25 protein-coding genes and 1 tRNA gene are annotated in these 24887 nt (G+C 63.5%); 14 read left to right on the plus strand and 12 right to left on the minus strand.

The features are described 5' to 3' along the window. Position 1: 1 nt before the first annotated feature. Positions 2 to 1411, minus strand: a complete 1410-nt coding sequence (locus ACODSR_RS08725; RefSeq protein WP_489075608.1) for a helix-turn-helix domain-containing protein — start codon at positions 1409 to 1411, stop codon at positions 2 to 4. Between the two features lie 140 nt (positions 1412 to 1551). Here ACODSR_RS08725 and ACODSR_RS08730 point away from each other — a divergent pair, with 140 nt between their 5' ends. Next, positions 1552 to 1746, plus strand: a complete 195-nt coding sequence (locus ACODSR_RS08730; protein ID WP_119746139.1) for a hypothetical protein — start codon at positions 1552 to 1554, stop codon at positions 1744 to 1746. A 124-nt stretch (positions 1747 to 1870) separates the two neighbouring features. Here the strand turns inward: ACODSR_RS08730 and ACODSR_RS08735 are convergent, their stop codons facing one another. The 4 genes from ACODSR_RS08735 to ACODSR_RS08750 all read right to left on the minus strand — a co-directional run bounded on the left by ACODSR_RS08735 (position 1871) and on the right by ACODSR_RS08750 (position 7467). Next, on the minus strand, positions 1871 to 2869 hold the full coding sequence (locus tag ACODSR_RS08735; RefSeq protein WP_489075610.1) for an inorganic phosphate transporter: 999 nt from the start codon (positions 2867 to 2869) through the stop codon (positions 1871 to 1873). Positions 2870 to 2890: 21 nt separating this feature from the next. Beyond that, a complete protein-coding gene (locus ACODSR_RS08740) occupies positions 2891 to 4006 on the minus strand; it encodes a DUF47 family protein (protein ID WP_489075612.1) in 1116 nt (371 codons plus the stop codon). 207 nt (positions 4007 to 4213) lie between these two features. Beyond that, the gene (locus ACODSR_RS08745) at positions 4214 to 6325 is read right to left on the minus strand and encodes a TonB-dependent receptor domain-containing protein (protein WP_489075614.1); all 2112 of its coding nucleotides are present in this window, start codon (positions 6323 to 6325) and stop codon (positions 4214 to 4216) included. Between the two features lie 230 nt (positions 6326 to 6555). After that, positions 6556 to 7467: a LysR family transcriptional regulator gene (locus ACODSR_RS08750; RefSeq protein ID WP_489075832.1), complete on the minus strand. Its 912-nt coding sequence runs from the start codon at positions 7465 to 7467 to the stop codon at positions 6556 to 6558. A 110-nt stretch (positions 7468 to 7577) separates the two neighbouring features. On the opposite strand from ACODSR_RS08750, the gene ACODSR_RS08755 reads away from it, so the two are divergent. After that, positions 7578 to 7651: transfer RNA gene (locus ACODSR_RS08755), tRNA-Gly, on the plus strand. Positions 7652 to 7702: 51 nt separating this feature from the next. On the opposite strand, the gene ACODSR_RS08760 is transcribed toward ACODSR_RS08755, so the two are convergent. Both ACODSR_RS08760 and ACODSR_RS08765 read right to left on the minus strand, forming a co-directional pair. Then, entirely contained in the window at positions 7703 to 8491 is a 789-nt protein-coding gene (locus tag ACODSR_RS08760) for a hypothetical protein (RefSeq protein ID WP_489075616.1), read from the minus strand. A 230-nt stretch (positions 8492 to 8721) separates the two neighbouring features. After that, positions 8722 to 9711, minus strand: coding sequence for a LacI family DNA-binding transcriptional regulator (locus tag ACODSR_RS08765; RefSeq protein ID WP_489075618.1), 990 nt, complete (start codon positions 9709 to 9711; stop codon positions 8722 to 8724). Positions 9712 to 9809: 98 nt separating this feature from the next. Here ACODSR_RS08765 and ACODSR_RS08770 point away from each other — a divergent pair, with 98 nt between their 5' ends. The 7 genes from ACODSR_RS08770 to ACODSR_RS08800 all read left to right on the plus strand — a co-directional run bounded on the left by ACODSR_RS08770 (position 9810) and on the right by ACODSR_RS08800 (position 16257). Further along, the gene (locus tag ACODSR_RS08770) at positions 9810 to 10001 is read left to right on the plus strand and encodes a DUF4169 family protein (RefSeq protein WP_489075620.1); all 192 of its coding nucleotides are present in this window, start codon (positions 9810 to 9812) and stop codon (positions 9999 to 10001) included. Between the two features lie 144 nt (positions 10002 to 10145). Further along, positions 10146 to 11084 carry a hypothetical protein gene (locus ACODSR_RS08775; protein ID WP_489075622.1) on the plus strand — a complete coding sequence of 313 codons (939 nt, stop codon included), beginning with the start codon at positions 10146 to 10148 and terminating at the stop codon, positions 11082 to 11084. Positions 11085 to 11225: 141 nt separating this feature from the next. Further along, the gene (locus tag ACODSR_RS08780) at positions 11226 to 12443 is read left to right on the plus strand and encodes an argininosuccinate synthase (protein ID WP_119746127.1); all 1218 of its coding nucleotides are present in this window, start codon (positions 11226 to 11228) and stop codon (positions 12441 to 12443) included. Positions 12444 to 12524: 81 nt separating this feature from the next. After that, positions 12525 to 13178 (plus strand): PAS domain-containing protein, encoded by a 654-nt coding sequence (locus ACODSR_RS08785; RefSeq protein ID WP_489075624.1) that lies wholly within the window; start codon positions 12525 to 12527, stop codon positions 13176 to 13178. Positions 13179 to 13429: 251 nt separating this feature from the next. Further along, entirely contained in the window at positions 13430 to 14059 is a 630-nt protein-coding gene (locus ACODSR_RS08790) for an EF-hand domain-containing protein (protein WP_489075626.1), read from the plus strand. A gap of 135 nt (positions 14060 to 14194) precedes the next feature. Then, positions 14195 to 14914: a response regulator gene (locus ACODSR_RS08795; RefSeq protein WP_489075628.1), complete on the plus strand. Its 720-nt coding sequence runs from the start codon at positions 14195 to 14197 to the stop codon at positions 14912 to 14914. Continuing rightward, complete coding sequence (locus tag ACODSR_RS08800) at positions 14914 to 16257, plus strand: sensor histidine kinase (RefSeq protein WP_489075834.1); 1344 nt, start codon at positions 14914 to 14916, stop codon at positions 16255 to 16257. Before ACODSR_RS08795 ends, ACODSR_RS08800 begins: the two co-directional genes overlap by 1 nt. Before the next feature lie 36 nt (positions 16258 to 16293). Here the strand turns inward: ACODSR_RS08800 and ACODSR_RS08805 are convergent, their stop codons facing one another. The 5 genes from ACODSR_RS08805 to pyrE form a co-directional block, all read right to left on the minus strand. Beyond that, positions 16294 to 17376, minus strand: coding sequence for an AI-2E family transporter (locus ACODSR_RS08805; RefSeq protein WP_489075630.1), 1083 nt, complete (start codon positions 17374 to 17376; stop codon positions 16294 to 16296). A 22-nt stretch (positions 17377 to 17398) separates the two neighbouring features. Continuing rightward, entirely contained in the window at positions 17399 to 18286 is an 888-nt protein-coding gene (gene lepB, locus ACODSR_RS08810; protein WP_489075632.1) for a signal peptidase I, read from the minus strand. Positions 18287 to 18321: 35 nt separating this feature from the next. Continuing rightward, positions 18322 to 18723, minus strand: coding sequence for a holo-ACP synthase (gene acpS / locus ACODSR_RS08815; protein ID WP_217673657.1), 402 nt, complete (start codon positions 18721 to 18723; stop codon positions 18322 to 18324). Positions 18724 to 18859: 136 nt separating this feature from the next. Beyond that, a complete protein-coding gene (locus ACODSR_RS08820) occupies positions 18860 to 19588 on the minus strand; it encodes a pyridoxine 5'-phosphate synthase (RefSeq protein WP_489075634.1) in 729 nt (242 codons plus the stop codon). Between the two features lie 4 nt (positions 19589 to 19592). Continuing rightward, the gene (gene pyrE, locus ACODSR_RS08825; RefSeq protein ID WP_489075636.1) at positions 19593 to 20174 is read right to left on the minus strand and encodes an orotate phosphoribosyltransferase; all 582 of its coding nucleotides are present in this window, start codon (positions 20172 to 20174) and stop codon (positions 19593 to 19595) included. Positions 20175 to 20457: 283 nt separating this feature from the next. On the opposite strand from pyrE, the gene coxB reads away from it, so the two are divergent. From coxB to ACODSR_RS08850, 5 genes are all read left to right on the plus strand, one after another. Then, positions 20458 to 21438 (plus strand): cytochrome c oxidase subunit II, encoded by a 981-nt coding sequence (gene coxB, locus ACODSR_RS08830; protein ID WP_489075638.1) that lies wholly within the window; start codon positions 20458 to 20460, stop codon positions 21436 to 21438. An 18-nt stretch (positions 21439 to 21456) separates the two neighbouring features. Next, entirely contained in the window at positions 21457 to 23151 is a 1695-nt protein-coding gene (gene ctaD / locus ACODSR_RS08835) for a cytochrome c oxidase subunit I (RefSeq protein ID WP_294133706.1), read from the plus strand. Between the two features lie 104 nt (positions 23152 to 23255). Then, positions 23256 to 24149 carry a heme o synthase gene (locus ACODSR_RS08840; protein ID WP_489075640.1) on the plus strand — a complete coding sequence of 298 codons (894 nt, stop codon included), beginning with the start codon at positions 23256 to 23258 and terminating at the stop codon, positions 24147 to 24149. Further along, complete coding sequence (locus tag ACODSR_RS08845) at positions 24146 to 24283, plus strand: hypothetical protein (RefSeq protein ID WP_182913925.1); 138 nt, start codon at positions 24146 to 24148, stop codon at positions 24281 to 24283. The genes ACODSR_RS08840 and ACODSR_RS08845 overlap by 4 nt, the downstream gene beginning before the upstream one ends. Further along, positions 24283 to 24858: a cytochrome c oxidase assembly protein gene (locus tag ACODSR_RS08850; protein ID WP_489075642.1), complete on the plus strand. Its 576-nt coding sequence runs from the start codon at positions 24283 to 24285 to the stop codon at positions 24856 to 24858. The genes ACODSR_RS08845 and ACODSR_RS08850 overlap by 1 nt, the downstream gene beginning before the upstream one ends. Positions 24859 to 24887: the final 29 nt, after the last annotated feature.

The following is a 24887-nucleotide window of genomic DNA, read 5'->3' on the forward strand; positions in this document are numbered from 1 at the left end:
CTCACACCCGTCTAAACGGAAACGGCGCGCTCGTTCGCTCGTACCCATGCAGATCCAGCGCGCGCGTCACCGGTGGCAGGGCGCGATCCGGGCAGGCGCGGCGTTCGCATAGGTGGCAGGTGGGGCCGACTTCGACTGCGTCATGCTTGTCCGGGTCGATGCCGTCAGCATGGACGATCCGCCCGGCATGTTTCGCCTCGCACCCCAGCGCGATCACCGCGCGGCCGCGGGCGCCGGGTAACTGGGGCAGCGCCATGGCCAGCGTGACGAAGCGGCGTTCGTCGAGCGTTTCGATCAACTGCACATTCACCTGATCGACCGCACCTGCGCCATGCGCGTCCCAGCGCGGGCAGGTGCTGCCATAGCGGGCGAAGGGCCAGGCTTCGCCGTCGAAGCGTTTGGATATGATGCCCGCCCGGTCCATCCTGACCATGAAGAAGGGGATGCCGCGCGCGCCGGTGCGGTTGAGGCTGGTCAGGCGGTGGGCCAGTTGCTCGCTCGACACGCCGAAACGGTCGCGCAGCATGGGCAGGTCGTGGCGGCTCTGTTCGGCTGCCTGGCGGATGCGGTCATAGGGCATGACCAGCGCAGCGGCGGCATAGTTGGTGAGCGCGATGGTGGCGAGGCGGCGGCTATCCTCGTCCGGTGGCGCGGTGCGGGTGACCTGCGTGAGAATCGCGTCGGCCAGTTCCTGCGCGCACAGATGATAGGCGATGGCGAACAATCGCCCGGACGCGGCCAGCCGCTCGCTCAGCATCAGCCGTCGTCGGTGCATGTCATAATGGCGCAGCGTCCCCGCCAGGACATCGGCGCGGACGACCTGGACGGCCATGCCGTGCCGGTCCTTCAACCGCGCGCGCAGGTCCGCCTGCAACAGTGCGGGATCATCGTTCAATTGCGCCGCGATGGCTTCGGCGCCTGCGTCAATCTCGGCAAAATGATTGCCCGCCCGCGCGATCGTCTCGCGCAGCCAGTCGATCGGCGCGACCAGCGGGGCGGGGCCGCGTTCGCCCGCTGCCGCTTCCCCTGGCAGGCGGCGCAGGTCGCTCAACGCACGATAGAATCGGGCGATGGCTTCACTGACGCCGGGATAATTTTCCGACACTTCCAGTACTTCGTCGCGCGCAATGCCGATGTCACGAACCAGCGCGTCGGACAATATCTCGCTCAGTTCGCCCGGCCCGCTATCGGCCGCGCGTGCGGTGAAATCGCGAATGTCGATGTCATAGACATTGGCCAGCCGTAGCAGCATCTGCGCGCTCAAGGGGCGCTGGTTGCGCTCCAGATGGTTGAGATAGCTGGGGGAAACGCCCAGTTCCTCCGCCATGCGGGTCTGGTTGAGGCCGAGTTCGCGACGCAAAACGCGCAGCTTGGGGCCTAGATAAAGTTTGCGGTCGATTGCATCTGCCATACAGTCATGATGTCATAGAATGACAATATGACCAAATCTTATCGTGACACGCGGCCACTCATCGTCCTTCCGCATCGCGCAAATATGTCTAACTCACTGTCCATCGCCGCACGGACGGCACGCCAATGAAGGACAAGGACATGACCACCGACACGATGGAAAATATGACTGAAACTGGCGGTCACCCCCAGCCTGCCCGTTCGCGTGCGGTTTTCTCGCCAGAAGATTTCGGCCTGATCCGTACCGCGATCGTCCATTATCTGCGCGAGATTCAGGACCAGCCGGAATCGGTCAAATACGCCAATCTCTATCACCGGCTCGGTCGGGTTGCGTAAAGGCCATCCTCCCCTGAGGGGAGGGGAACCGCGCCGAAGGCGTGGTGGAGGGGTGTCGCCCTATCGATAGTGCGATACCCCTCCGTCAGGGCTACGCCCTGCCACCTCCCCTACAAGGGGAGGATTAAAAGAACTTGGTAATCCAATAAAATCCCGCGCCGATCAGCGCGGCGGCGGGCAGGGTCACGACCCATGCGATGATGATGCGCGATGCGATGTTCCAGCGCACCGCCGACAGCCGCCGCGACGCGCCCACGCCGACGATCGCGCCGGTGATGGTGTGGGTGGTGGACACCGGAATCCCCAAATGGGTCGCCATGAACAGGGTGATCGCGCCGCCGGTTTCCGCGCAGAAACCCTGCGCGGGGCTGAGCCGCGTGATCTTCGACCCCATGGTGTGGACGATCTTCCACCCGCCAAACAGCGTGCCGAAGCCCATTGCCGCCTGGCAGCTGATCACCACCCAGAAGGGCACATGAAATTCGCCCTGCAGCATGCCCTGCGAATAGAGCAGCACGGCGATGATCCCCATCGTCTTTTGCGCGTCATTGCCGCCATGGCCCAGCGAATAGAGCGAGGCGGAAACGAGTTGGAGCTTGCGGAACACGCCGTCCGCGCCATGGGGCGTGAAGCGGCGGAAAATCCAGCTGATCAGCAGCACCAGCAGCAGCGCCAGCAGCAGGCCGATCGCCGGCGACATGACGATTGCCGCGCTGGTCTTGAACACGCCGGTCCAGATCACTGCGCCCAGTCCCGCCTTGGCCGTCCCCGCGCCCAGCAGCCCGCCGATCAGCGCATGGCTGGAGGAGGAGGGGATGCCCAGCGCCCAGGTGATGAGGTTCCACGAAATCGCCCCCATCAGCGCGCCGAAAATCACCTGCGGATCGATGATCGCGGCATCGACAATCCCCTTGCCCACCGTGGTCGCGACATGCAGGCCAAAGAAGAGGAAGGCGATGAAGTTGAAAAACGCGGCCCAGGCGACCGCATATTGGGGTTTAAGAACGCGGGTCGACACGATGGTCGCAATCGAGTTGGCGGCGTCATGCAGGCCATTGAGAAAGTCAAAGGCAAGCGCGACGCCGATCAGCGCGACCAGCAGCGGGAAGGCTATGGGGTCCATGGACTCTATCCGGCGGGATCGTCAGGCGTGGTCGATGACCAGGCCGGAAATCTGGTTGGCGACATCCTCGAACCGGTCAGTGACCTTTTCCAGGTGGGAGTAGATTTCCCGCCCGACGACGAAATCCATCGGATTGCCCTCCCGCGCGGCGGCATAGAGCGTCTTGAGGCCCGCTTCATGCAATATGTCGGCATGGCCTTCCAGCGTCACCAGACGTTCGGTCAAGTCGTGCAGCCGCGTGGCGTTCAGGTTGAGCGAACGCAGCAGCGGCATCGCTTCGGCCGCCAGCCGCGCACATTCGACGATCAGCGCGCTCATATCCTGCATCTGCGGCGGGAATGTCTTGACCTCATAAAGGGCGATCGCCTTGGCGGTCTGGTTCATCTGGTCGATCGCGTCGTCCATCACGCCGATCAGTCCGGTGATGGCGCTGCGGTCGAACGGGGTGACGAAGATGCGCCGGACGTCCTGCAACACGTCGCGTATGATGTCGTCCGCCTCATGTTCGCGGTCGGAAATTTCCTTGATATGGACGTCCATGTCCGGTCCGCCCTTGAGCAGCCGGGCCAGCGCATCCGCGCCGGCGACCAGCGTGGCCGCATGATTTTCGAATTGCTCGAAAAAGCGGCCCTGCTTGGGCATCAACGCATGAAACCAGGCGAGCATTCCAGTCCTTTCGCTTTGCTTGTCCTTGAACCACAGCAGCATCCGCACGAACCGGCCGGGATCGCGGGGCGGCTTGCGAAAGGCGGCGATGATGGCCTGAAGATCGGGTTCGTCGACCGCGCGTGCGGCCTCCGCCACGGGGAACCAGCGCAGTTCGCGCTGCCCCTGTTCGGGCCATTGCGACAACTGGCCAGTGACGGCGAGGGGGAACACCTCGACGCTCGCCTCCCGCGCTGCACCGTTGCGCTTGCGCTTGTCATAGCTGTAGCGGCCAAGCGAGGCGGGGCAGGCGATGCCATGGATGCCGGCTTCCTCAAAGGCTTCCAGTTCGGCGGCGCGATGGCCGGCCAGCCCCTTGATCCGGTTGCCCTTAGGGATCACCCATCGCCGCGTGTCACGCGACGTGATCAGCAATATCTGCATCGATCCGTCGGCATGGGTCGTGTAGGGGAGGGCAGCAATCTGGCGCATTAGTCGCGCCTTGTAACGAAATTGTCACAATGCGCAATCGACCCCGTCGCACCAGAGTTTGTCTCGAAATGCGCGAAGGAGCGCATTTCGGTTGCCGCACCGGCCCACACCCCCACCCGACCTCCCATTCAGGATACACTCTGTGGGCGGTCGGGTGGGGGTGTGGGCCGGTGCGGATGCGCTAAAGGCGCATTTCTGGACGAAGCGTCAGATGGACAGTCGCGCGGTAATGCGGATGTCACGCCCGGCCAGCGGGGCGTAATCCTTCAGGAAGCTGGCGTGGCGGCGCGCTTCCACGTCGAAGATATTATTGGCGGACAGCATGATGGTGGTGCGGTCATTGCCCTTGATCGGCTTCCACGCCAGCGATGCGTTGACCAGGGTGAAGCCGCCCGTTTCCGTTTCCGTCGCGGCGATCCGGTCCTGCGCGAAACTATGTTCCACCTCGCCACGCAGGCTCAGGCGCTCGCCCTGCGCTTCCAGTCCGCCCAGCAGGCGCATCGGCGGAATGCGCGGGGCCGGGCCGGAATCGGTCACGGTCGCGCGGACATAATCGGCGACGCCATCGAAATTGATGGCATAGCCGCCGACTTGCGCCAGCTTGACCGTGGCTTCTGCCTCGAACCCCAGATAGCGCGCCCTGGCCTGATTATATTGGTAGCAGGGAAATTCCAGATCCTCCCCGCCATTTACCGCCATGCAGGCGTCGTCGGCGACCTGCACGTCATAAATATAGCCGTCGAACCAGTTGTGATAGGCAGACAGGGCGACGGTATAGCCTGGTCCCTGGCCGCGCAGCGTGGCTTCCACGCCCCAGCTTTTTTCCTTGCTGAAATCGGGATTGCCCAGCTCGAACGCCTGCGTGCCCGCATGATTGCCGCGCGCGAACAATTCTTCGGCCGATGGCGCGCGTTCGGTGCGGGACAGGTTCAGCCCCGCGCGCCAGCCCGGCACAATCTCCCGGCTCGCGCCGATCGAGCCGGAGATGGTGTCGAAGCGGCGGTCATAGGCCGGGTTGAACAAAGTCGCGTCCGCATCCGCGCTGACATCGGTATGTTCATAGCGCCCTCCCACCTCGACGCGGGTTTTGCCGAGGTCAATCGACTGGAGGGTGAAGAGGCCCAACTGGGTGGTTTCGTTGCGGGGCAGGAATTTTTCTTCCCCCTCGACATGGAATTTGCGGGTGAAGAATTGCCCGCCGATTGCACCGTCCCATCCGCCGCGATTGGCCTGGATCAGTTCCAGCCGCGATTCCATCGACTGGTTGTAGAAGGTCGTGCCGACCTCGCCCGTATCCTCGATTTCCTGATGCTGATAATCGGCGAAACCCGCGCGGAAGCGGATGGATTCCAGAAAGCCGCCATTGACCGGCACTTCGGCGCGCATGTCGGCCCGGTCCTGCTTCATATGCAGCCGCACCTTCTCCGCCTCGCCGCCCGGCTCCACCGCATAGCGCACCGGCACGCCATAGAAATTGTCGCTATGGGTGACCGAAAAGCCCAGATTGCCGCCATCGGTGATCAAAGCCGCGCCACCCGACACTTCCCATGTCTCCGCCGCGCTGTTGGGTAATTTGCCGCGCAGCGTGGCCAGGCTGGCAATGTCCGCATCGCCACTGGCCGCCGCCTGCGCACGCAGGGCGGGGGTCAATATATAGTTGCCCGTGTCCAGATCGCCCGACTTGGAATAGCTGCCGTCAAAGTGAAAGACGAGCTTGTCGCCCAGCGGCACCTCCACCTCGCCCGATCCGGTGCGTTCGTTCGCGGCGCTGCCATAGGTGGTGATCGCGTCGATATGCACCGGCTCGTCCGGCACGCGGCGCGGGATGCGGCTGTCGATGACATTGACCACGCCGCCGATGGCCGACGATCCATAGAGCAAGGCGGCGGGACCACGCAGCACCTCGATCCGGTCGGCGGTCAGCGGGTTGATGGCTACGGCATGATCGACCGATGTGTTGGACACGTCGAAACTGCCAATCCCGTCGGTCAGGATGCGCACCCGTTCCCCCTGAAAGCCGCGCAATATCGGGCGGGATGCGTTGGGACCAAAGGAGGTCGCCGACACGCCCGGCTGCCGCGCCAGCGTCTCGCCAATGGTCGACCGCATATTGCGGGTCAGCTCCTCGCCCGTGACCACCGACGTGCCGGACAAGATGTCGCCCTGCCGCCGGGGGATGATGGCGGTGACGATGATGTCGGCGCGATTGTCATGATAGGCCTGATCGGGCGCTGCGTCGGGGGTCTGGGCTAGGGCGGGGAGGGCAAGGCACAGAACGGGCAGGGCGCAGCCGGCGCGCAGGAGCGGGGAAAGGAGCATGAAGCGGCATCATCCTTGGAACGGGGAAGGTCGATGTAACCCTGTATCCAGAATGAGATATCATATCAAGTTCGGTTCGTCGCCTTTTTGCTGCGGTGCGTCAGGCAGGGAGTGGTGGCGCTTCAGGCCAAACCTCAATCCCCGTTCGTTTCGAGCGAAGTCGAGAAACCTGCGCGCGACGTTTCTCGACTTCGCTCGAAACGAACGGATTGGGGGCAGCTCGTCCGACCCTAAAGAAACAGAAATTCCGCCAGCGCCTCCACTGCCGGTGTCTGCGCCGCGCGCGGTCCCAGCGCCTGGCGCACCTCGATCGCGGGCAGTTGGGTGTCGAGTGGCAGCCGACCGATCCCGTCCATCCGCCCCAGATCGCGCGCCAGTGCGCCAAAGGCGGCAAAGATGCCCTTGCCCGCGCGCAGGGCCGTCATCACCGCGAACATATCGTCGCTTTCCAGCACCGGCGGGCCAAGCTGCACCCGCCCGCGCGCCATCGCATCCTCGACGATATGGCGCATCGGATTATGCCGCTCCAGCGCCAGCATCGGTGTGACGGCCAGATCGTCGCGCGACACGCTGTCCGCCTGCGCCAGCGGATGGGCGGCACCGACATAGAGGCTGAGCGGTTCCGACCAGCCATAGCGGGACGCGAAACCGACCGGCTCCTCCAGTGCATAGAAATAGGCGATATCTGCGCGTCCATCCCGCAGCGCCGCCGCCGCGTCCGTCACGGACTGGACCTGCAAGTCCAGCGTGATCGCAATATCCTCATTCGCCGCCTCGAACGCGGACAGCGCCTCCTGAAAATGGCCGAAGATCGGGGCGGGCGCCGCCAGCATGATCGTCTGGCGCTGAGGCGCAGCGGACAAAGGGGCTGCTTCGGCGGGCGCAGCCGTCTCGTCCCAATCCTCCGGCGCATCCTGCGACAACAGTGTCATCGCCTGCGCCGTCTTGCGCCCGGCAGGGGTCAGGCGGACGTTGCCGCTCATATCCTCGAACAGGCGATAGCCCAGCCGCATCTCCAGCGACCTGATGTCGCGGGCAATATCATCGGCAGAAACGCCCAGCATGTCGGCGCAGCGGGCAACGCTGCCCGCCGCCACCATCTGCGCGAAAATGTCCAGCTGGCGCAGGGAAGGGCTTTGCATCCCCGCCTGATAGAGGAAATGCCGCGCCGGGTTAAGGGCGATCTTGGCGCAATTGCGCATTGCGATATTGACGAAGCCCCCAGGATGATGGCAGGGCGCTTCCCGGCCGGGCGGGTATAGCTCAATGGTAGAGCACTAGCCTTCCAAGCTTGTGATGCGGGTTCGATCCCCGCTACCCGCTCCAGCCCTTCTTCCAACAGATTGTTAATCTGGCGGCTTTCAGTAGAAACTACGTTCAGTATCCAGCGAGCGAACGGAAGTTTCCGATAAGATCATCAACATGATCGATTAGTTCGCCCATTACCGTTTCAATATTTCCGACCAAAAAGTAGTTTGGCGGGAATGTAACGATCATCGACTTTGGATGGATGATGAACTCGGTCGAAGGATGGTCGTCGAAAAAATTGTCGTCAAGCGGTACTCCGACGTTGAGGCCCACGGGCAAGTGGCCTGAGAAACTGAAATTCAACCCGTTCGGTGCGCGCGAGAGAATCTTGTTATACGTGGCTTTTGCGCTGACGAAACTCACGAAGGGGACAGCCATCCGGTGCTTGTCATGGTTGTTCAGATCGTGCAGGCCTCTGAGCAAATCGTTGCCGCCCTTATAAGGCTTGGATTGCTTGATGATTTCAAGCGCTTCGGGGCCAAGTTTCTTGAATGATTGCTTTCTGTTTGGTTCTTCAAGCATCTCCAAGAAGCGAGGCTCGTCAGTCGCGAAAGGATACACCATATCGTGCAGGCCTTTGCCCAAGGCGCGTGCCAAATCACACATGGTGATATCAAGTGCTGATCTGAGGGAATGGGCGATGTCGCCGAGTTGTAGCGCGACTATGCTGGGGACTGATTCGCTGAGTTCAATTTGCCAAGGGTTCACGGGGCGATACGTTCTCACGAACGTCGGGTTTGCCCGCTCCCGATAGTCAATTAGCGTTTCCAGCATAGCCGCATAATGATAGCGTGCACGCTCAATCTTGAGTTCGGGAGCGACGAATGGCTCCAAATAAGTGTCACCCTGCCCATTCATCGTATCAAAGCCTTGTATCGAATAATGCTAACTTTGAAGAAATCTACGCCTTAGCAAGTGCAAGCCTTCATGGCATCTTTCATGATTCAGTCACCTTGCGTGGTGATGCGTAGAGCGGCGTCTTGGGCAATCTCTAAGCGTGCTGTTGTGCAAGCGCAGCAGCAACGGCGATGCTGTTTGCCTTGTCTTGCTATGAAATCCGCTACCCGCTTCAGCCCTTCTTAGGCAGATCAGCCCGGCCCTGGCCCGCAGCTGCCCCGTTCCACCAGCGTGAACAGGAATTCCGGTGCGTCGACCGGGCCGTTGGCGAGCGCGTCGATGACCGATCGGCCCATATCCTCCAGCGGCTGGCGCACTGTCGTCAGCGGTGGCCAGCTGGTCAGGCTGGCGGGGGTATCGTCGAAGCCTACCACTGACAGGTCGTCAGGCACGTTCAGGCCGATGCGGTGGGCATGGGTCAGCACGCCCAGCGCCATGTCGTCATTGGTCGCAAAGATCGCGGTCGGCGGCTGGGGCAGGGCCAGCAGCACTTCGCCCGCCGCGATGCCCGATGTGAAATCGAATCCGCCCGGTACGAACAGCGCGTCGTCGATGGGCAGGCCTGCGGCGGTCAGGCCGTCGCGGAATCCCTCGACCCGGCGCAGAGCGGCGCGGTGCGAGGGCGGGGGGGTGATGATGCCGATCCGGCGGTGGCCATGCGCGATCAGATGGTCGGCGACCATCCGTCCGGCGGCCCGTTCGGGGGTGTGGATGTTGAAACTGGCCGCCACCACCGACCCGGCGATCCGCGCGCAGGGCAGGCGCAGTTCCGCAAGGCGCGCAAGCAGTCCTTCGTCATCCGACAAGGGCGGCACCAGCAGCACGCCATCGGGCCGCAGCGCCGCGACCAGCCGGTCCAGCACGTCGAACCGCTCCTCGCCGCCGGGTGAGATTGGCTCGACGACCAGATGATAGCCCAGGTCCCGGCAGCGCGCCGCCGCGCCCGTCTGGATGCCGCTGATATAGCCGGGCGCGGGATTGCTGTAGAGATAGGCGATCATGAAGGATCGTCCCCCCGCCAGCCGCCGCGCCGACTGGTTGGGGCGATAGCCCAGCTGATCGATTGCCGCCTGCACCCGCGCGCGCAGGTCCGGGCTGACATTGGGGGCGCTGTTGACGACGCGCGACACTGTCTTGATCGATACCTGGGCCAGGGCGGCGACGTCATGGATGCTGGTCATGAGAGTGTCATGGAAGGGACAGGCCGCGCTTGGCAAGCCATGATCGCCGCCCCTATAATCGGTGATTAGCCAGAAACGGGTCAAGGATCGGTCGGGACATGAGCAATGTCATCAATCTGCGCCAGGCGCGCAAGGCGAAGGTGCGAGATGACAGGGCGCGCGCGGCGGACAGCAATCGCGCGAAATTCGGCCGGACGAAGGCGGAGCGGATTGCGGACGACAAGGATCAGGCGCGGCAGGACGCTCTGTTGGATGGCGCCTATCGTGAAGGACGTGGGTTAGAAGACTGATAGTATTATTTTGTAAATCTACCGTTCATGTGAAGATGAACCATTGTTCAGGCCAATCATCCTGCCGCTGATCTGCCACCATCCGTCCTGAAAGCGAGAGTCTGTCTGCGGTCAATCGAAGATGTTGTGGGTTTATCTTTCGCTATGACTGAACACACTCGCCCCATTCGCCCCGCCAGGGCCGCGATCGCCGCTGTTCTGGCCCTCAGTGCAACCCCTTTGCTGGCGCAGGAACTCGCGCCGCCGCCGCTCGCTCCAACGGTAGCCGCACCCGCCGCACCGCCGGAAGCTGCGGCAGCGCCAGTCGCTGCTGCCCCCGCGACGCCCACTTTCGCGACCAGCGCGCCGGTAGTGCAAGCCACGCCATCAGTCGAGGAACGTCGCGCCGCAGCGATTGCAGCCGCTGAAGCAGAGGCCGCCGCCAAGCCTGCGCCAGCGCCGCGCCGCGCCGCATCGCGCCCCGTGGAACGGGTCGCGGCGCCAGTTGCACCGGTCGCCGTCGCACAATCGGCCCCTGCGGTGACGCCGCCTGCTGCAACCCCGGCACCGGTCGCCCCTGTGATCGCGCCGGAGCCGGTTGCCGCAACGCCAGCCGCGCCGGTAGTGGAACAGCAGGCCGCGCGCACCGACAATGCCCTGCTCTTCGCCATGGGGGGCGCAGCTTTGCTGCTCGCAGGCCTGGGTGGTGCCGCGCTGATGCGTCGTCGTCGTCCGGTCGAAGCGGTCGAGGAGGAGCAACTGGCTGCGCCGGTCGCCGAACCGATGCCGATCGAACCCGTTCCGGCGCCCGTTGCGCCGCGTACCATCTACACGCCCGCTGCGCCAGTGACGGACGAGGAGCGCACGATCGCCGCCATGGTCGCCGCGCTGCCCAGCCCGGAAAACCCCTTCCTCACCCATGCCAAGCGGGTGCGCCGGGCCAAGTTCCTGCTGGCCGAGCGTCAGGCGGTGCAAACGCCGCCATCGCCCCAGCAGGCTCAGCCGGTCGCCACGCCCACCCCGGCGATCGACCGCAGCCAGACTGTCTATCGCTTTGGCAATGACGGCGTGCGCACCGGTGTTCTGAAACCGCGCACCCACTAATCAACCCTGACGACATCAGGAAAGGGACCGGAGGCCAGCGCTTCCGGTCCCTTTTTGCCTGTCCGGTTGCACTTTTGCCCCTTGGCTGATACGCGCCGCGCGCATCATCCGCGCCATCACTGCACAGAAGAGTCGCCAGCCATGTCAGACAAGATCAACCGCATCGTCCTTGCCTTTTCCGGTGGCCTCGACACCAGCGTGATCCTGAAATGGCTGCAACAGACATACCAGTGCGAGGTGGTGACCTTCACCGCCGATCTGGGGCAGGGCGAGGAACTGGAGCCAGCGCGGGCCAAGGCGCGGCTGATGGGCGTCAAGGAAGAACATATCTTCATCGACGACCTGCGCGAAGAATTCGTGCGGGATTATGTGTTCCCGATGATGCGCAGCAATGCGCTCTATGAAGGCCTCTATCTGCTCGGCACCTCGATCGCCCGGCCGCTGATCGCCAAGCGCCAGATCGAGATCGCCAAGATGGTCGGTGCCGACGCGGTATCGCACGGCGCGACCGGCAAGGGTAATGACCAGGTCCGTTTCGAGCTGGGCTATTACGCCCTGTCGCCCGACATCAAGGTGATTGCGCCCTGGCGCGAATGGGATCTGACCAGCCGCACCCGGCTGATCGAGTTCGCAGAACAGAATCAGATCCCGATCGCCAAGGACAAGCGCGGCGAAAGCCCCTTTTCGACCGACGCGAACATGCTGCACACCTCGTCCGAAGGCAAAGTGCTGGAAGATCCGTGGGATGAAGTCCCCGACTATGTCTATTCGCGCACCGTCAACCCGGAGGACGCGCCCGACGCGCCCGAATATATCACCATCGATTTCGAGCGGGGCGATGGCGTCGCGATCAACGGCGTTGCGATGTCGCCTGCGACTTTGCTCGAAACGCTCAACGATTATGGTCGCAAGCATGGCATTGGCCGTCTCGACCTGGTTGAAAACCGCTTCGTCGGCATGAAGTCGCGCGGCATGTATGAAACGCCGGGCGGCACCATCTATCACCTGGCCCATCGCGGCATCGAGCAGGTGACGCTGGATCGCGGCGCGGCGCATCTGAAGGATGAACTGGCCCCGCGCTATGCCGAACTCATCTATAACGGCTTCTGGTTCTCGCCAGAGCGCGAGATGTTGCAGGCCGCGATCGACCATAGCCAGGAAAAGGTCACCGGCACCGTTCGGCTGAAGCTCTACAAGGGCGGCGTCTATGTCGTCGGGCGCAAGTCGCCTTACTCGCTCTATAGCGAAAAGGTCGTGACGTTCGAGGATGACGCAGGCGCCTATGACCAGCGCGATGCGGCGGGCTTCATCAAGCTGAATGCGCTGCGGCTGCGGCTGCTGGGTCGGCGCGATCGCTGATCAGCCGCGCGCTCGGCCTGCCGCATGGTTAGGTAAGCGTTAACCGATTGTAGCCCATGCCTCCATTTCGGAGGCATGGGCATGTACGGCATAGAGTTGGAGACATCGTCAATCTGTCGCGCGATCGAGCGCTCAACGGCGATCGTCAGCTTCGACATGGACTGCCGTGTCATTGGCGCCAACGATAATTTCCTGACCCTGTTCGGCTATGATTTTGCGGACATCGAATTGCGCCCGCACAGCCTGTTCTGCGAACCGGGCTTGGCCGGCACGGCCAACTATGCGGCTTTCTGGGACCGGTTGCGCGCGGGGCAATTCGACACCGGCGTCTATCGACGGCAGGATCGGCAGGGCCGGCTGATCTGGATCAGGGGCAGCTATAATCCGATCTTCGACGATGATGGCGTACAGATCGGCATCATCAAATTCGCCACCGACATCAGCGCCGAACAGGAAGCCATTGCCGCGCGCGAGGACGCCGAACAGCGCCTCAGTCGGCAGGAGCGTGACCGCCGTGCCAGCATCGAAAGGGTGCTGGGCGAAGTCAGCGGCATAGTCGATGCGATTGACGGCATTGCCCGCCAGACCAATTTGCTGGCGCTCAATGCATCGATCGAGGCGGCGCGCGCAGGGGAAGCCGGGCGCGGCTTTTCCGTCGTGGCGGCGGAGGTGAAGAAGCTCGCGCTCGACACGCAAAATGCCACGCGGGACGCGCGCGCCGTCATTTCGGGCTGATCTTCTATCGCGGAATGTGCCTTCGCACATTCATTCCGCACCGGCCCACACCCCCACCCGACCTCCCATTCAGGATACACTCTGTGGGAGGCCGGGTGGGGGTGTGGGCCGGTACGGCAACGCCAATGCACCGTTACAAATTGCGACAGTTTGGCTGTTGCGCTGACATAGTTGCGGGACAAGTCTTGCCCATAAGTGATTTCAAGGACGGCGACATGCCGTTCATGACAATCATTTGGAAGGTACAGGATATGATCCGCAAATTTTTTGGCACCGTGGCGCTGGGTTCGCTGTTCGTTGGCGGCCTTGCCGCATCGCATCTCGCTTTTGCCCAGCCGGGTGGTGAGGGGCCGGGTCGCGGTGGTCGCGGCGGGATGATGACACAAGCCGACACCAACAAGGATGGCGCGATCAGCAAGGCGGAACTGACCGCTTCGCTGGAAGCGCGCTTTGCGAAGATGGACGTCGACAAGGACGGCAAGCTGACCCAGGCCGATCGTGACGCGATGCGCGCCCAGCGGCTGGACATGCGCTTCGCCGCGCTGGACACCGACAAGAATGGCCAGGTCAGCAAGGCGGAATTCACCGCCGCGCATGAAGCCCGCGCCGACAAGCGCGCCGAGCGTGGCGAAGGCCGCAAATGGGGCGGTCGCCATCATGCCGGTCCCGGCAAGCGCGGCATGATGATGGGCGGGCGCGGTGACGCCAACAAGGATGGCGCCGTCACCAGGGCTGAGTTCATGGCCGGACCGGTCGCGATGTTCGACAAGGCCGACGCCAACAAGGATGGCAAGGTGACCGCCGATGAAATGAAGGCAGCCCGTCAAGCGATGCGCGGCGCGTGGAAGGACCGCAAGGCACCCCCGCCACCGGCAGGCTGATCTCTCCCCTTCGCGGTCAGGCCCGGCATTCCCCCTGATGTCCCTGAACCGGACCGCGACAACTGGAAGGGCGAAGGCGTGCCCCCTTGCGCCTTCGCCCTTCCAACCTTTGTTCAGCCATGACAGACAGGCAGCATGAGCGAAAAACCCCATCTCCTGCTCGTCGATGACGAGCGTTCGATCCGCGAGCCGCTGGCGCAATATCTGTCCCGCAACGGCTTTCGCGTCACTGCCGTCGACAGTGCGACGGAAGCGCGCATTCGCCTGAACGCCAATGCGATCGACCTGGTGATCCTGGACATCATGATGCCCGGCGAGGACGGCCTGTCGCTCTGCCGCCATATCCGCGAAACCAGCGAAATCCCTGTCATCCTGCTGACTGCCCGCACCGAGGAAACCGACCGCATCGTCGGGCTGGAGATGGGCGCGGACGATTATGTCCTCAAACCCTTTTCGCCCCGCGAACTGGTCGCCCGGATCAAAGTGATCTTCCGCCGCGTCGCCACTGGCGGCCAGCGCGTCACCGCGCCCGATGGCGCCAATTACAGCTTTGCCGGATGGCTGCTCAAGACGCAGGAGCGCACGCTGGTGGATAGCGAAGGCGTGTCGCTGCCGCTGTCGACCGCCGAATATAATCTGATGCTGGCCTTCGCCACCCGCCCCAACAGCGTGCTGAGTCGCGACCAGTTGCTCGACATCACGCAGGGGCGCGAGGCCAATGCCTTCGACCGGGCGATCGACAACCAGATCAGCCGCCTGCGCAAGAAGATCGAGCCGGACCCGAAAAACCCGACTTTGATCAAGACCGTCTGGGGTGGCGGCTACACATTGTCGGCTGAGGTTCGCAAATTATGATCAAAAGGATGCGCCTGTGGCCGCAAAGTCTGGTCGGGCAGATCATCGCGCTGGTCGCGCTGGCGCTGTTCGTGGCGCAGGCGATCAATTTCGCGCTGCTCTATCGCGAACGGACCCGGCTGGAGCTGACCGGCCAGACTGCGCCTGCCGTCTATCGCGTCATTGATGCGCTCGACAATCGGCCCGACCGCCCCGGCCCGCCCCGGATGCGCGCCCGCTTCGTGCAGGGCACCCCTACGCTCAACGGACAGCCACGTCCCGACATTGAAAAGCGCGCCATGGCGATGTTCGACGATATCGGCCTCAACATATTGAGCGTCCGTGTCGCGCAGGACGATGCCGTGATGCCCATGCGCCGCTGGGAGCGCATCCGCATCCGCGCCAATGGCGACGCGCCGCACGACCATCGCGTCGCGCGGCTGACGCTGGCGGCGGAATATGAGGCGGGGAAATGGGTGGTGGTGCAGGCGCGCACGGGTGACCGCGCGCCGCGATTTGGCGGCTGGCTGATCGGCCAGACGCTCATCCTCTACGTCATCGTCCTGCTGCCTTTGCTCTGGGTCGGCAGCCGCCTCGCGCAACCGTTGAAGCAGCTCACCGGCTCCGCCCAGCAATTTGCCCGCACCGGCGCAGCCGATCCGGTCGATGAACGCGGCCCCGGCGACGTGCGCGACCTTACCATGGCGTTCAATGCCATGCGTTCGCGCATCATCGCCATGCTGGATGAGAAAGACCGGATGCTCGGCGCGATCGGCCATGATCTGCGCACCCCGCTCGCCTCGCTGCGGGTCCGCGCCGAATCGGTCGAGGATGATGGCGAACGGGCGCGCATGTCGGAAACCATCGATGAAATGAACCGGATGCTGGAGGATATCCTCTCGCTCGCCCGCGCCGGACGCAGCACGGAAGCGGCGCAGAAGGTCGATCTCGCCTCTCTCGCCGACGCGGTGGTGGAGGATTTCATCGAACTGGGATCGCCAGTCGACATGACCGACAGCGACCGCGCGGTCGCCTTCGTCCGCCCCCAGCAAATCCGTCGCGCACTGCGCAACCTCATCGAAAACGCCATCGTCTATGGCGACCGCGCCCATGTGTCGGTCAACCGCGAAGGTGGCATGATCCGCATCGTGGTGGCCGATGAAGGACCGGGCATTGCTGAGGACCGGATGGACGAAATGCTCGAACCTTTCACCCGGCTGGAAGGCTCACGCAACCGCGAGACGGGCGGGGCAGGTCTGGGGCTGGCGCTGGTGCGCGCGATCATGGCGGAGCATCAGGGCGCTTTGCGGCTGGCCAACCGACCGGGCGGCGGACTGGAAGCGAGTTTGGTGCTGCCGGGTTGAATGGACGGGGTATTTTATACCTACTGCAGCAAAATCTCAGACCCCCAGCCGCTCCGCCACCCGCGCCGCGCGCTTTGCCTCCAGCCGCTTGGACCGTTCCTCCAGATAGACCTTGATCATCGCGACGATCGGGTCGGCCAGGAACAGCCCCATGATGCCGAACAGCGCGCCGAACAAGATCTGCGCCGCCAGCACCAGCGCGGGGGCGAGGTCCGTGGCCTTTTTCGCCACCATCGGCACGATCAGATAGCCATCGACAATCTGCACCGCCAGATAGACGCCAAAGGCATAGAGGCCCGTGTCGGTGCCGCCGGAAAAGCCGACCAGGATGATCAGCACGCCCGAAAGGATCGACCCGATATTGGGCAGGAAGGCGAACAGGCCGGTGAGAATACCCAGCAACCCCGCCATCGGCACCCCGCCCGCCCACAGCAGCAGCCAGGTGCCGACCCCTTCGACGGCCATGCCGATCAGCCGCCCGGCCATCAGCCGCCGCAGCGTCCAGCCCATCTTGTCGGCGATGGCGTAGAAATGGCTGCGCTTTTCCATCGGCAGCATCCAGGCGACGCCGCGTTCATACAGTTTGGGATCGACCGCGATGAAGATCGCCAGCACCAGCATCATCACCCCGCTGGTGATCGCGCCGACCGCAGTGCCGACCGCCGCGGTCACCCGCCCCATCGAACTCATCGCCTGACTGGCAAGGCTCTTCAAATCCTCCGGCGTGGTGGACACGCCCATCTGCTGCATCCAGCCGCCCACGCGCGCGACCTGTGTTTCCACGATCGTCCGCATCGCCTGCGCCTGTTCCATCAGGCTCGATCCGGTGAGGTAAAAGGTCCACACCATGAAGGCGACCGCGCTCAGCAGCACGATGGTCAGTCGCCAGCCCCGCGCGATCGGCAGCACGCGCTTCAACAGCCGCGCCCCGCCATCCATCATCGTCGCCAGCACCAGCGCGCCCAGCACCAGCAGGATCGGCTGCGCCAATAACGCGACCAGCCCGATGAGGATGGCCAGCGCGAACCACACGCCTGCGCGCTGCAATTCCTGCGCCACCAGCGGGCTGCGCACTTCGCTGGGACCGGGTTCCTCGACATGATGCTGCGTGTCGCTCAAACCCGATACCCCTTATGTCCGTTTATTCCGGGGCAGTAACGCTCGCTGGCCGCAGGCTGTTCCCGGCCCGTCCGCTGCGCAGCGACCGGACCCAGCTGAGCGGATTCCATGTCGTGTCGCCATCCAGGCTGAAGGTGATGAATTCGGCCCGCCCGCCAATCGCCTCCCATGGCACTGGCCCGCCCAGCCCATTTTCCTCCAGCGGCGCGCGACTGTCCGCGCTGTTGTCGCGATTGTCACCCATCAGGAACACATGGTTGGCCGGCACCCTGACCGGCCCATACCAGTCGAGCGCGCTCGGCCCCATGTCGATGGTCAGATAGGTTTTGCCATTGGGCAGGATTTCCTGCCGCACCGGCAATTCGCAATAGTCCTTGCCGTCTGTACCGCTGACCCGCGCGCCGGGGAACTGCATCGGCGAACAGGGGGCATTGGCATCCACCGCGAGGCGCAGCGGCTTCAATGCCTTCTGTTTCACCGCCACGCCGTTCAGCACCACCTGGCCGCCGCGCACCTCGATAATGTCGCCGGGCAGGCCGATCACCCGCTTGATATAATCCTCACGCCGGTTCTGCGGCGACACGATGACGATATCGCCGCGTGCGGGCAGCCGCCCGAACAGCCGCCCTTTCAGAAAGGGCAGGGGGTGGAAACTGGGCGAGACATAGGACCAGCCATAGGGGAATTTGCTCACCACCAGCCGGTCGCCGGTCAGCAGCACCGGCATCATCGATTCGGACGGGATGTAAAAGGGTTTGGCGACGAAACTGTGGAAGGCCAGCACCGCCAGGATCAGCAGCGACAGGCTTTTGACCTCCTGCCACCAATTGACCCATGGTGCGGGCGCTTTGATTTCAGGTGCGGGGGTTTCCGGTGCAGGCGTCTCGTCGCTCAGGTCGGCTGCGGTCATGGGGGTCTGCTCGCTGGGGTCGGGGGGCAGGGCGCTCACAGCGGCACCGCCTCTATGATGACGAAGGCCTGCGCCCATGGATGATCGTCGGTGAGCGTCAGATGAATGACCGGCTTGTGCCCCGCAGGCACCATGGTCTCCAGCCGCGCCAGCGCGCCGCCGGTCAGGGCAAGCGTCGGCGCACCCGACGGCGCGTTGACCACGCCAATATCCTTCATGAACACGCCGCGTTTGAACCCGGTCCCGACCGCTTTGGAAAAAGCCTCCTTGGCGGCAAAGCGCTTGGCCAGCGTCCCCGCCTTGGTAAAGGGGCGGCGATTGGCCTTGGCCTGCTCGACATCGGTGAACACGCGGCTCTCAAAGCGCGCGCCGAAGCGGTCGAGCGAGTTCTGGATACGCTCGATATTGCAGAGGTCGGAGCCGAGGCCGATGATCACTTTGAAAGCCCCTCCCCTTCAGGGGAGGGGTTGGGGTGGGGGCGTGCCGCAGACGCGGTGCCAAGACGATGGCCCCCACCCCCGTCCCCTCCCCTGAAGGGGAGGGGTGAAGAATCGTCGCGATCGATATCTTGGTTCACCGCGCCAGATCCATCTGCCGCCGCATCTCTCTGATACTGCCTTCCAGCCCGCCGAAAATCGCCTCACCGATCAGGAAGTGACCGATATTGAGTTCGGCGACCTGCGGAATCGCAGCGATTGGGGCGACATTGTCGAAGGTCAGGCCGTGGCCGGCATGCGGCTCGATCCCGTTCTTGGCCGCCAGCGCGGCGGCATCGGCCAGCTTGCGCAGTTCCGCCGCCCGCGCTTCGCCGTGCATATGGGCATAGGCACCGGTGTGAAATTCCACCACTGGCGCGCCCAGCCGGATCGCCGCGTCGATCTGGCGCGCGTCTGCCTCGATAAACAGGCTGACGCGAATCCCTGCGTCACCCAGTGCCTTCACGATCGGTGCCAGCGCCTCAAACTGTCCGGCGGCATCAAGCCCGCCCTCGGTCGTGCGCTCCTCGCGCTTTTCCGGCACGATGCAGGCGGCATGCGGCCTGTAGCGCAGCGCGATGTCCAGCATCTCCGCCGTCGCCGCCATCTCCAGATTGAGCGGAACATTCAGCGCCGCCATCAGCGTCGCGACATCCTCGTCGCGAATATGCCGCCGGTCCTCGCGCAGATGGGCAGTAATCCCGTCCGCCCCCGCCTTCACCGCCAGCAACGCCGCCTTGACCGGATCGGGATGGTCCCCGCCGCGCGCATTACGGATGGTCGCCACATGGTCGATATTGACGCCAAGGCGCAGGGGCGTGGTCATGGCTCTATATCTTCCGGCTGCCCGGCTTGATCGCCGGGATCGCCGCCAGTTCAGGCGGCACCGCATCGGCTTCATAGACCGGGAAATTGATCGAAACGAGCGGGTAGAAGGGGACGCCCATCTCCACTTCGCCCGCGGACCGGTCGACCAGCGCCGCTTCGGCGATGACGATGCCGCCCTCGGCTGCGACCGCCTCGATCGCCTGGCGCGACGACAGGCCGGTGGTCACGACATCCTCGACCATCAGCACTTTTTGTCCCGGCGATATGGCAAAGCCCCGGCGCAGCTCGAACGTCCCTTCGGGCCGCTCCAGAAACACGGCGTCCTTGCCCAGCGCGCGGCCGACTTCATGGCCCACGATCAGCCCGCCCATGGCTGGCGAAACCACCAGGTCGATCTCCTGCCGCAATTCGCGCGGCAGTTTCTGCACCATCGCGCGGGCGAGTGTCCCGGCGCGCTCGGCATTCATCAGCACGCGGGCGCATTGCAGATAATTGGCGCTGCGGCGACCCGACGACAATATGAAATGTCCTTCCAGCAATGCTCCTGCTGCCCGGAATTCCGCCAAAACCTCTTCGTCGCTCATGCCGTTCATCTATCCTGTCGCGGGCCATGCGGGCGCTCTGCCCCCCATCATATCCCTGTAAACATGACGCACGCGACGCGCCATGATCGCGCCCCTGTGCGCGCTGCTGCGAAATAGGGGGCCAAAGGGGACGTTGCAACAGCGAAGAAAATCTGGTCATGGAAGCTTGAGGCATGAAAAAACCATGCCTATAAGCCGCGGCAGAACCGACCGGGCGGGGGCGATGCGCATACGCGCGTCTTCGTTGCAGCGGCGCCAAGGGGTTACGGGGTAAGAATACGCTATGAACAAGGTGAAATCGCTCGTTCTCGCCGGATTGCTGGCCTTCGCGCCATCGATCGCGATGAACGGTCAGGCGCTGGCGCAGGACAATGTCGCCGTCGCCACGCCAGCTGCGGACAATGCCGCCGCTCCGGCTGATTCGGCTGCCGAGGCCGCGCCCGTGGCGAAAGTCGCCGCGCCGCCGCGCATGAAGCCGACCGAAGGCATCGGTATGCCAAAGCCGGGCGAAGTCACGCTGCAGGAGCAGTTCACCTCCACCGGCCACACCGCCCGCTGGCTGCATGACAAGATGCTGCTGCCGCTGATCTTCGCGATTTCCATCCTCGTCCTCGTCCTGATGCTCTATGCCATGTGGCGCTTCCGGGCGAGCGCGAACCCGATCCCGTCCAAGACGTCGCACAATACCTTCATCGAAGTGGTGTGGACGGTGCTGCCGGTGCTGATCCTGCTGGTCGTCGCGGTGCCATCGATCGGCCTGCTGGCCGACCAGTACAAGCCCGCGCCCAAGGATGCGCTGACGGTCAAGGTTACTGGCTACCAATGGTATTGGGGCTATGAATATCCCGACGCGGGCATCCCCGAATTCGTGTCGAACATGCTGACCGAGGAACAGGCCAAGGCCAGCGGCGAACCGCATCAGCTGGCCGCCGATAACCGGCTGGTCCTGCCTGCCGGTCGCCCGATCAAGCTGATCATCACCGCCGCCGACGTCATCCACAGCTTCGCGGTGCCTTCGCTCTGGGTCAAGATGGACGCCGTTCCCGGCCGCCTGAATGAAAAGAGCTTCACCATCGAAAAGCCGGGCGTCTATTACGGCCAATGTTCGGAACTGTGCGGCGCGCGCCACGGCTTCATGCCGATTGCGATCGAAGCACTGCCGCCTGCGCAGTTCGACCAGTGGGTACTCTCGCAGGGCGGCAAGCCCGCTGGCGCGGCACCTGCCGTTGCCGCCGCCGCGCCCGCCGCTGACGCCAAGCTTTGATGTAAGGGCAGAACCGCCATGACCACCATTACCGCAGATCATCATGGCGACCACGCCCATGATCATCACGACGCCGATCACAAGCCAGCCTTTTTCCAGCGCTGGTTCATGTCCACCAACCATAAGGACATCGGCACCCTCTACCTGATCTTCGCGATTTTCGCGGGCGTCGTGGGCGGGGCGATTTCCGGCCTGATGCGCGTCGAACTGGCGCAGCCGGGCATCCAGTATCTCCAGGGCTGGGCCAATATCCAGCATTCGCTGCTGGGGGCTGAGCCTGCGTCGCTGGACCAGGCCTATCATCTGTGGAATGCGCTGATCACCGCGCACGGCCTCATCATGGTGTTCTTCATGGTGATGCCCGCCATCATCGGCGGCTTTGGCAACTGGTTCGTGCCGATCATGATCGGCGCGCCGGACATGGCCTTCCCGCGCATGAACAATATCAGCTTCTGGCTGCTCATCCCCGCTTTCGCCCTGCTGCTCGGCTCGGCCTTCGTGCCCGGTGGCACCGGCTATGGCGCTGGCACCGGCTGGACCGTCTATGCCCCGCTCTCGACCAGCGGTTCCGCCGGTCCGGCGGTCGACATGGCGATCCTGTCGCTGCACATTGCGGGCGCTGGCTCGATCCTGGGCGCGGTCAACTTCATCACCACCATCCTCAACATGCGCGCGCCGGGCATGACCCTGCACAAGATGCCGCTGTTCGTCTGGTCGGTGCTGGTCACCGCCTTCCTGCTGCTGCTGGCCCTTCCGGTCCTGGCCGCCGCGATCACCATGCTGCTGACCGACCGCAACTTCGGCACCACCTTCTATGACGCAGCCGGTGGCGGCGATCCTGAACTCTACCAGCATCTCTTCTGGTTCTTCGGTCACCCCGAAGTGTATATCATGATCCTGCCCGGCTTCGGCATCGTCAGCCAGATCATCTCGACCTTCTCGAAAAAGCCCGTATTCGGCTATCTCGGCATGGCTTACGCCATGGTCGCGATCGGCGTCGTCGGCTTCGTCGTGTGGGCGCACCATATGTTCACCACCGGCATGTCGGTGAATGTGAAGATGTATTTCACCGCCGCCACCATGGTCATCGCGGTGCCGACCGGCATCAAGATCTTCTCGTGGATCGCGACCATCTGGGGTGGCTCGATCAGCTACAAGACCCCGATGGTCTGGGCGCTGGGCTTCATCTTCCTGTTCACCGTGGGCGGCGTCACCGGCGTCGTGCTGGCCAATGGCGGCGTCGACGACGTGCTGCACGACACTTATTATGTTGTCGCGCATTTCCACTACGTCCTGTCGCTGGGTGCGGTGTTCTCGCTGTTCGCGGGCTTCTATTACTGGTTCCCGAAAATGTCGGGCCGCATGTATAATGAGTTCCTCGGCCAGCTGCATTTCTGGGTGTTCTTCGTCGGCGTGAACCTGCTGTTCTTCCCGATGCACTTTCTGGGCCTGTCGGGTATGCCGCGTCGCTACCCCGATTATCCTGCCGCCTTTGAAAAATGGAACCAGGTCGCGACCCATGGCTATGAAATCATGGCGGTTGGCATGGTGATCTTCTTCATCAACGTGTTCTGGTCGCTGGCGGCTGGCAAGAAGGCCGCTGGCAATCCCTGGGGCGAAGGCGCGACCACGCTGGAATGGACCCTGTCCAGCCCGCCGCCCTTCCACCAGTTCGAAACCCTGCCCGTGATCGACGATGCCGCGCATCACTGATCGGCAGACGCACTGACATGATCGAGGGGGCGGGTGCCAAGCCCGCCCCCTCATGCTATATGCCCCCGACTGGTGGGGCCGGAACCGATATGACGAGCGTAACGATGACATCCGCCCCGATCACGGCCCACTGGCGCGACTTCCTCGCGCTGACCAAGCCGCGCGTCATGACTTTGGTGGTGTTTACCGGCCTGTGCGGTCTGCTGGCGGCGCCCGGCCATATCCATCCGGTGCTGGCCTTCACCGCCATCCTCTGCATTGCGCTGGGCGCAGGCGCGGCGGCCACGCTCAACCAATGGTATGAGGCGGATATCGACGCCAAGATGAAGCGCACCGCCAATCGCCCTCTGCCCGCCGGGCGCATGGACCGGACGTCGGCGCTGCATTTCGGCGTCGGCCTGTCCTTCTTCTCGGTCATCCTGATGGGCATGGCGACCAACTGGCTCGCCGCCGCCATCCTGGCTATCTCGATCCTCTTCTACGTGTTTGTCTATACCATCTGGCTCAAGCCCCGCACGGCGCAGAATATCGTCATTGGTGGCGCGGCCGGTGCCTTCCCGCCGGTCATCGGCTGGGCGGCAGTGACCGGGGACGTAACCGCACTGCCGGTTGCATTGTTCATGCTGATTTTCTTCTGGACGCCACCCCATTTCTGGGCGCTGGCCCTGTTCGTCAAAACCGATTATGCGGCGGCAGGCATACCGATGCTGCCGGTCGTCTCAGGCGAAGTCGCGACCCGTCGCCAGATCTGGTTCTACACCGCGATCATGGCGGTCGCGGCGATGGCTCCGGTGCTGCTGCGCCTCACGGGCCTGCTCTACGGCACCGTCGCGCTGTTTGGTACATTGCTGTTCGCCGTCCTTGCCTTCCAGGTCTATCGCCGTCGTGAGAGCGATCCGGCGCGGATGGGACCGGAACGGCGGCTGTTCAAATATTCGATCCTCTATCTTTTCCTCCTCTTTGGAGCAGTGGTCGTCGACCGCTGGCTATTGGCATGACCCCAGACGAAGAAAAGCTGATCCGCGCCCGGCAAAAGTCGCGCGCGCTGGTGACGGGCCTGATTCTGGCGGCGCTGGTGATCCTGTTCTACGCCATCACCCTGGCGAAGATTGGCGGGAGCAGCGCGATCTGATGGCAACGCTGCCGCCTTCTCCGTTCGACCGTGACCGACGCAACCGCCGCACGATGATGGCCATGGCGGGCGTCGGCCTGTCGATGCTGGCGCTCGGCTTTGCCTCGGTCCCGCTGTACCGCATCTTCTGCGAACAGACCGGCTTTGGCGGCACGACGATGCGCGCCGACGCCAATGTGCAGGTGCGCGAAGCGGCGGGCCACACCATGTCGATCCGCTTCGATTCCAATGTCCAGCCGGGGATGCCCTGGCAATTCTATCCCGAACATCGCACCGATACGGTGACCGTGGGCAGCAAGGACATGGCGATCTTCATCGCCAAAAATATGTCGGACAAGCCGGTCACCGGCACCGCCAGTTTCAACGTCACCCCGTCGCAAGCCGGGGCTTATTTCACCAAGATTCAATGCTTCTGCTTCACCCAGCAGACCTTGCAACCAGGGCAGGAGGTGCGGATGCCCGTCCTCTATTTCGTCGATCCCAAGATCCTGAAAGACCCGGATAACAAGGATACGCAGCAAATTACCCTCAGCTATACCTTCTACCCTGTTGAGCAGGACAAGAAGCCAAGCTAAGGCAATTCTCAAGAACACGGACAAGCGAA

The organism is Sphingobium sp. FG125, assembly GCF_057809795.1.

Bases quoted from the DNA above. Each gene is read 5' to 3' on its own strand.
- ACODSR_RS08725 (WP_489075608.1), bottom strand. From the start codon at position 1,411: ATGGCAGATGCAATCGACCGCAAACTTTATCTAGGCCCCAAGCTGCGC.
- ACODSR_RS08730 (WP_119746139.1), top strand. From the start codon at position 1,552: ATGACCACCGACACGATGGAAAATATGACTGAAACTGGCGGTCACCCC.
- ACODSR_RS08735 (WP_489075610.1), bottom strand. From the start codon at position 2,869: ATGGACCCCATAGCCTTCCCGCTGCTGGTCGCGCTGATCGGCGTCGCG.
- ACODSR_RS08740 (WP_489075612.1), bottom strand. From the start codon at position 4,006: ATGCGCCAGATTGCTGCCCTCCCCTACACGACCCATGCCGACGGATCG.
- ACODSR_RS08745 (WP_489075614.1), bottom strand. From the start codon at position 6,325: ATGCTCCTTTCCCCGCTCCTGCGCGCCGGCTGCGCCCTGCCCGTTCTG.
- ACODSR_RS08750 (WP_489075832.1), bottom strand. From the start codon at position 7,467: ATGCAAAGCCCTTCCCTGCGCCAGCTGGACATTTTCGCGCAGATGGTG.
- ACODSR_RS08760 (WP_489075616.1), bottom strand. From the start codon at position 8,491: ATGAATGGGCAGGGTGACACTTATTTGGAGCCATTCGTCGCTCCCGAA.
- ACODSR_RS08765 (WP_489075618.1), bottom strand. From the start codon at position 9,711: ATGACCAGCATCCATGACGTCGCCGCCCTGGCCCAGGTATCGATCAAG.
- ACODSR_RS08770 (WP_489075620.1), top strand. From the start codon at position 9,810: ATGAGCAATGTCATCAATCTGCGCCAGGCGCGCAAGGCGAAGGTGCGA.
- ACODSR_RS08775 (WP_489075622.1), top strand. From the start codon at position 10,146: ATGACTGAACACACTCGCCCCATTCGCCCCGCCAGGGCCGCGATCGCC.
- ACODSR_RS08780 (WP_119746127.1), top strand. From the start codon at position 11,226: ATGTCAGACAAGATCAACCGCATCGTCCTTGCCTTTTCCGGTGGCCTC.
- ACODSR_RS08785 (WP_489075624.1), top strand. From the start codon at position 12,525: ATGTACGGCATAGAGTTGGAGACATCGTCAATCTGTCGCGCGATCGAG.
- ACODSR_RS08790 (WP_489075626.1), top strand. From the start codon at position 13,430: ATGATCCGCAAATTTTTTGGCACCGTGGCGCTGGGTTCGCTGTTCGTT.
- ACODSR_RS08795 (WP_489075628.1), top strand. From the start codon at position 14,195: ATGAGCGAAAAACCCCATCTCCTGCTCGTCGATGACGAGCGTTCGATC.
- lepB (WP_489075632.1), bottom strand. From the start codon at position 18,286: ATGACCGCAGCCGACCTGAGCGACGAGACGCCTGCACCGGAAACCCCC.
- ACODSR_RS08820 (WP_489075634.1), bottom strand. From the start codon at position 19,588: ATGACCACGCCCCTGCGCCTTGGCGTCAATATCGACCATGTGGCGACC.
- pyrE (WP_489075636.1), bottom strand. From the start codon at position 20,174: ATGAGCGACGAAGAGGTTTTGGCGGAATTCCGGGCAGCAGGAGCATTG.
- coxB (WP_489075638.1), top strand. From the start codon at position 20,458: ATGAACAAGGTGAAATCGCTCGTTCTCGCCGGATTGCTGGCCTTCGCG.
- ctaD (WP_294133706.1), top strand. From the start codon at position 21,457: ATGACCACCATTACCGCAGATCATCATGGCGACCACGCCCATGATCAT.
- ACODSR_RS08840 (WP_489075640.1), top strand. From the start codon at position 23,256: ATGACATCCGCCCCGATCACGGCCCACTGGCGCGACTTCCTCGCGCTG.
- ACODSR_RS08845 (WP_182913925.1), top strand. From the start codon at position 24,146: ATGACCCCAGACGAAGAAAAGCTGATCCGCGCCCGGCAAAAGTCGCGC.
- ACODSR_RS08850 (WP_489075642.1), top strand. From the start codon at position 24,283: ATGGCAACGCTGCCGCCTTCTCCGTTCGACCGTGACCGACGCAACCGC.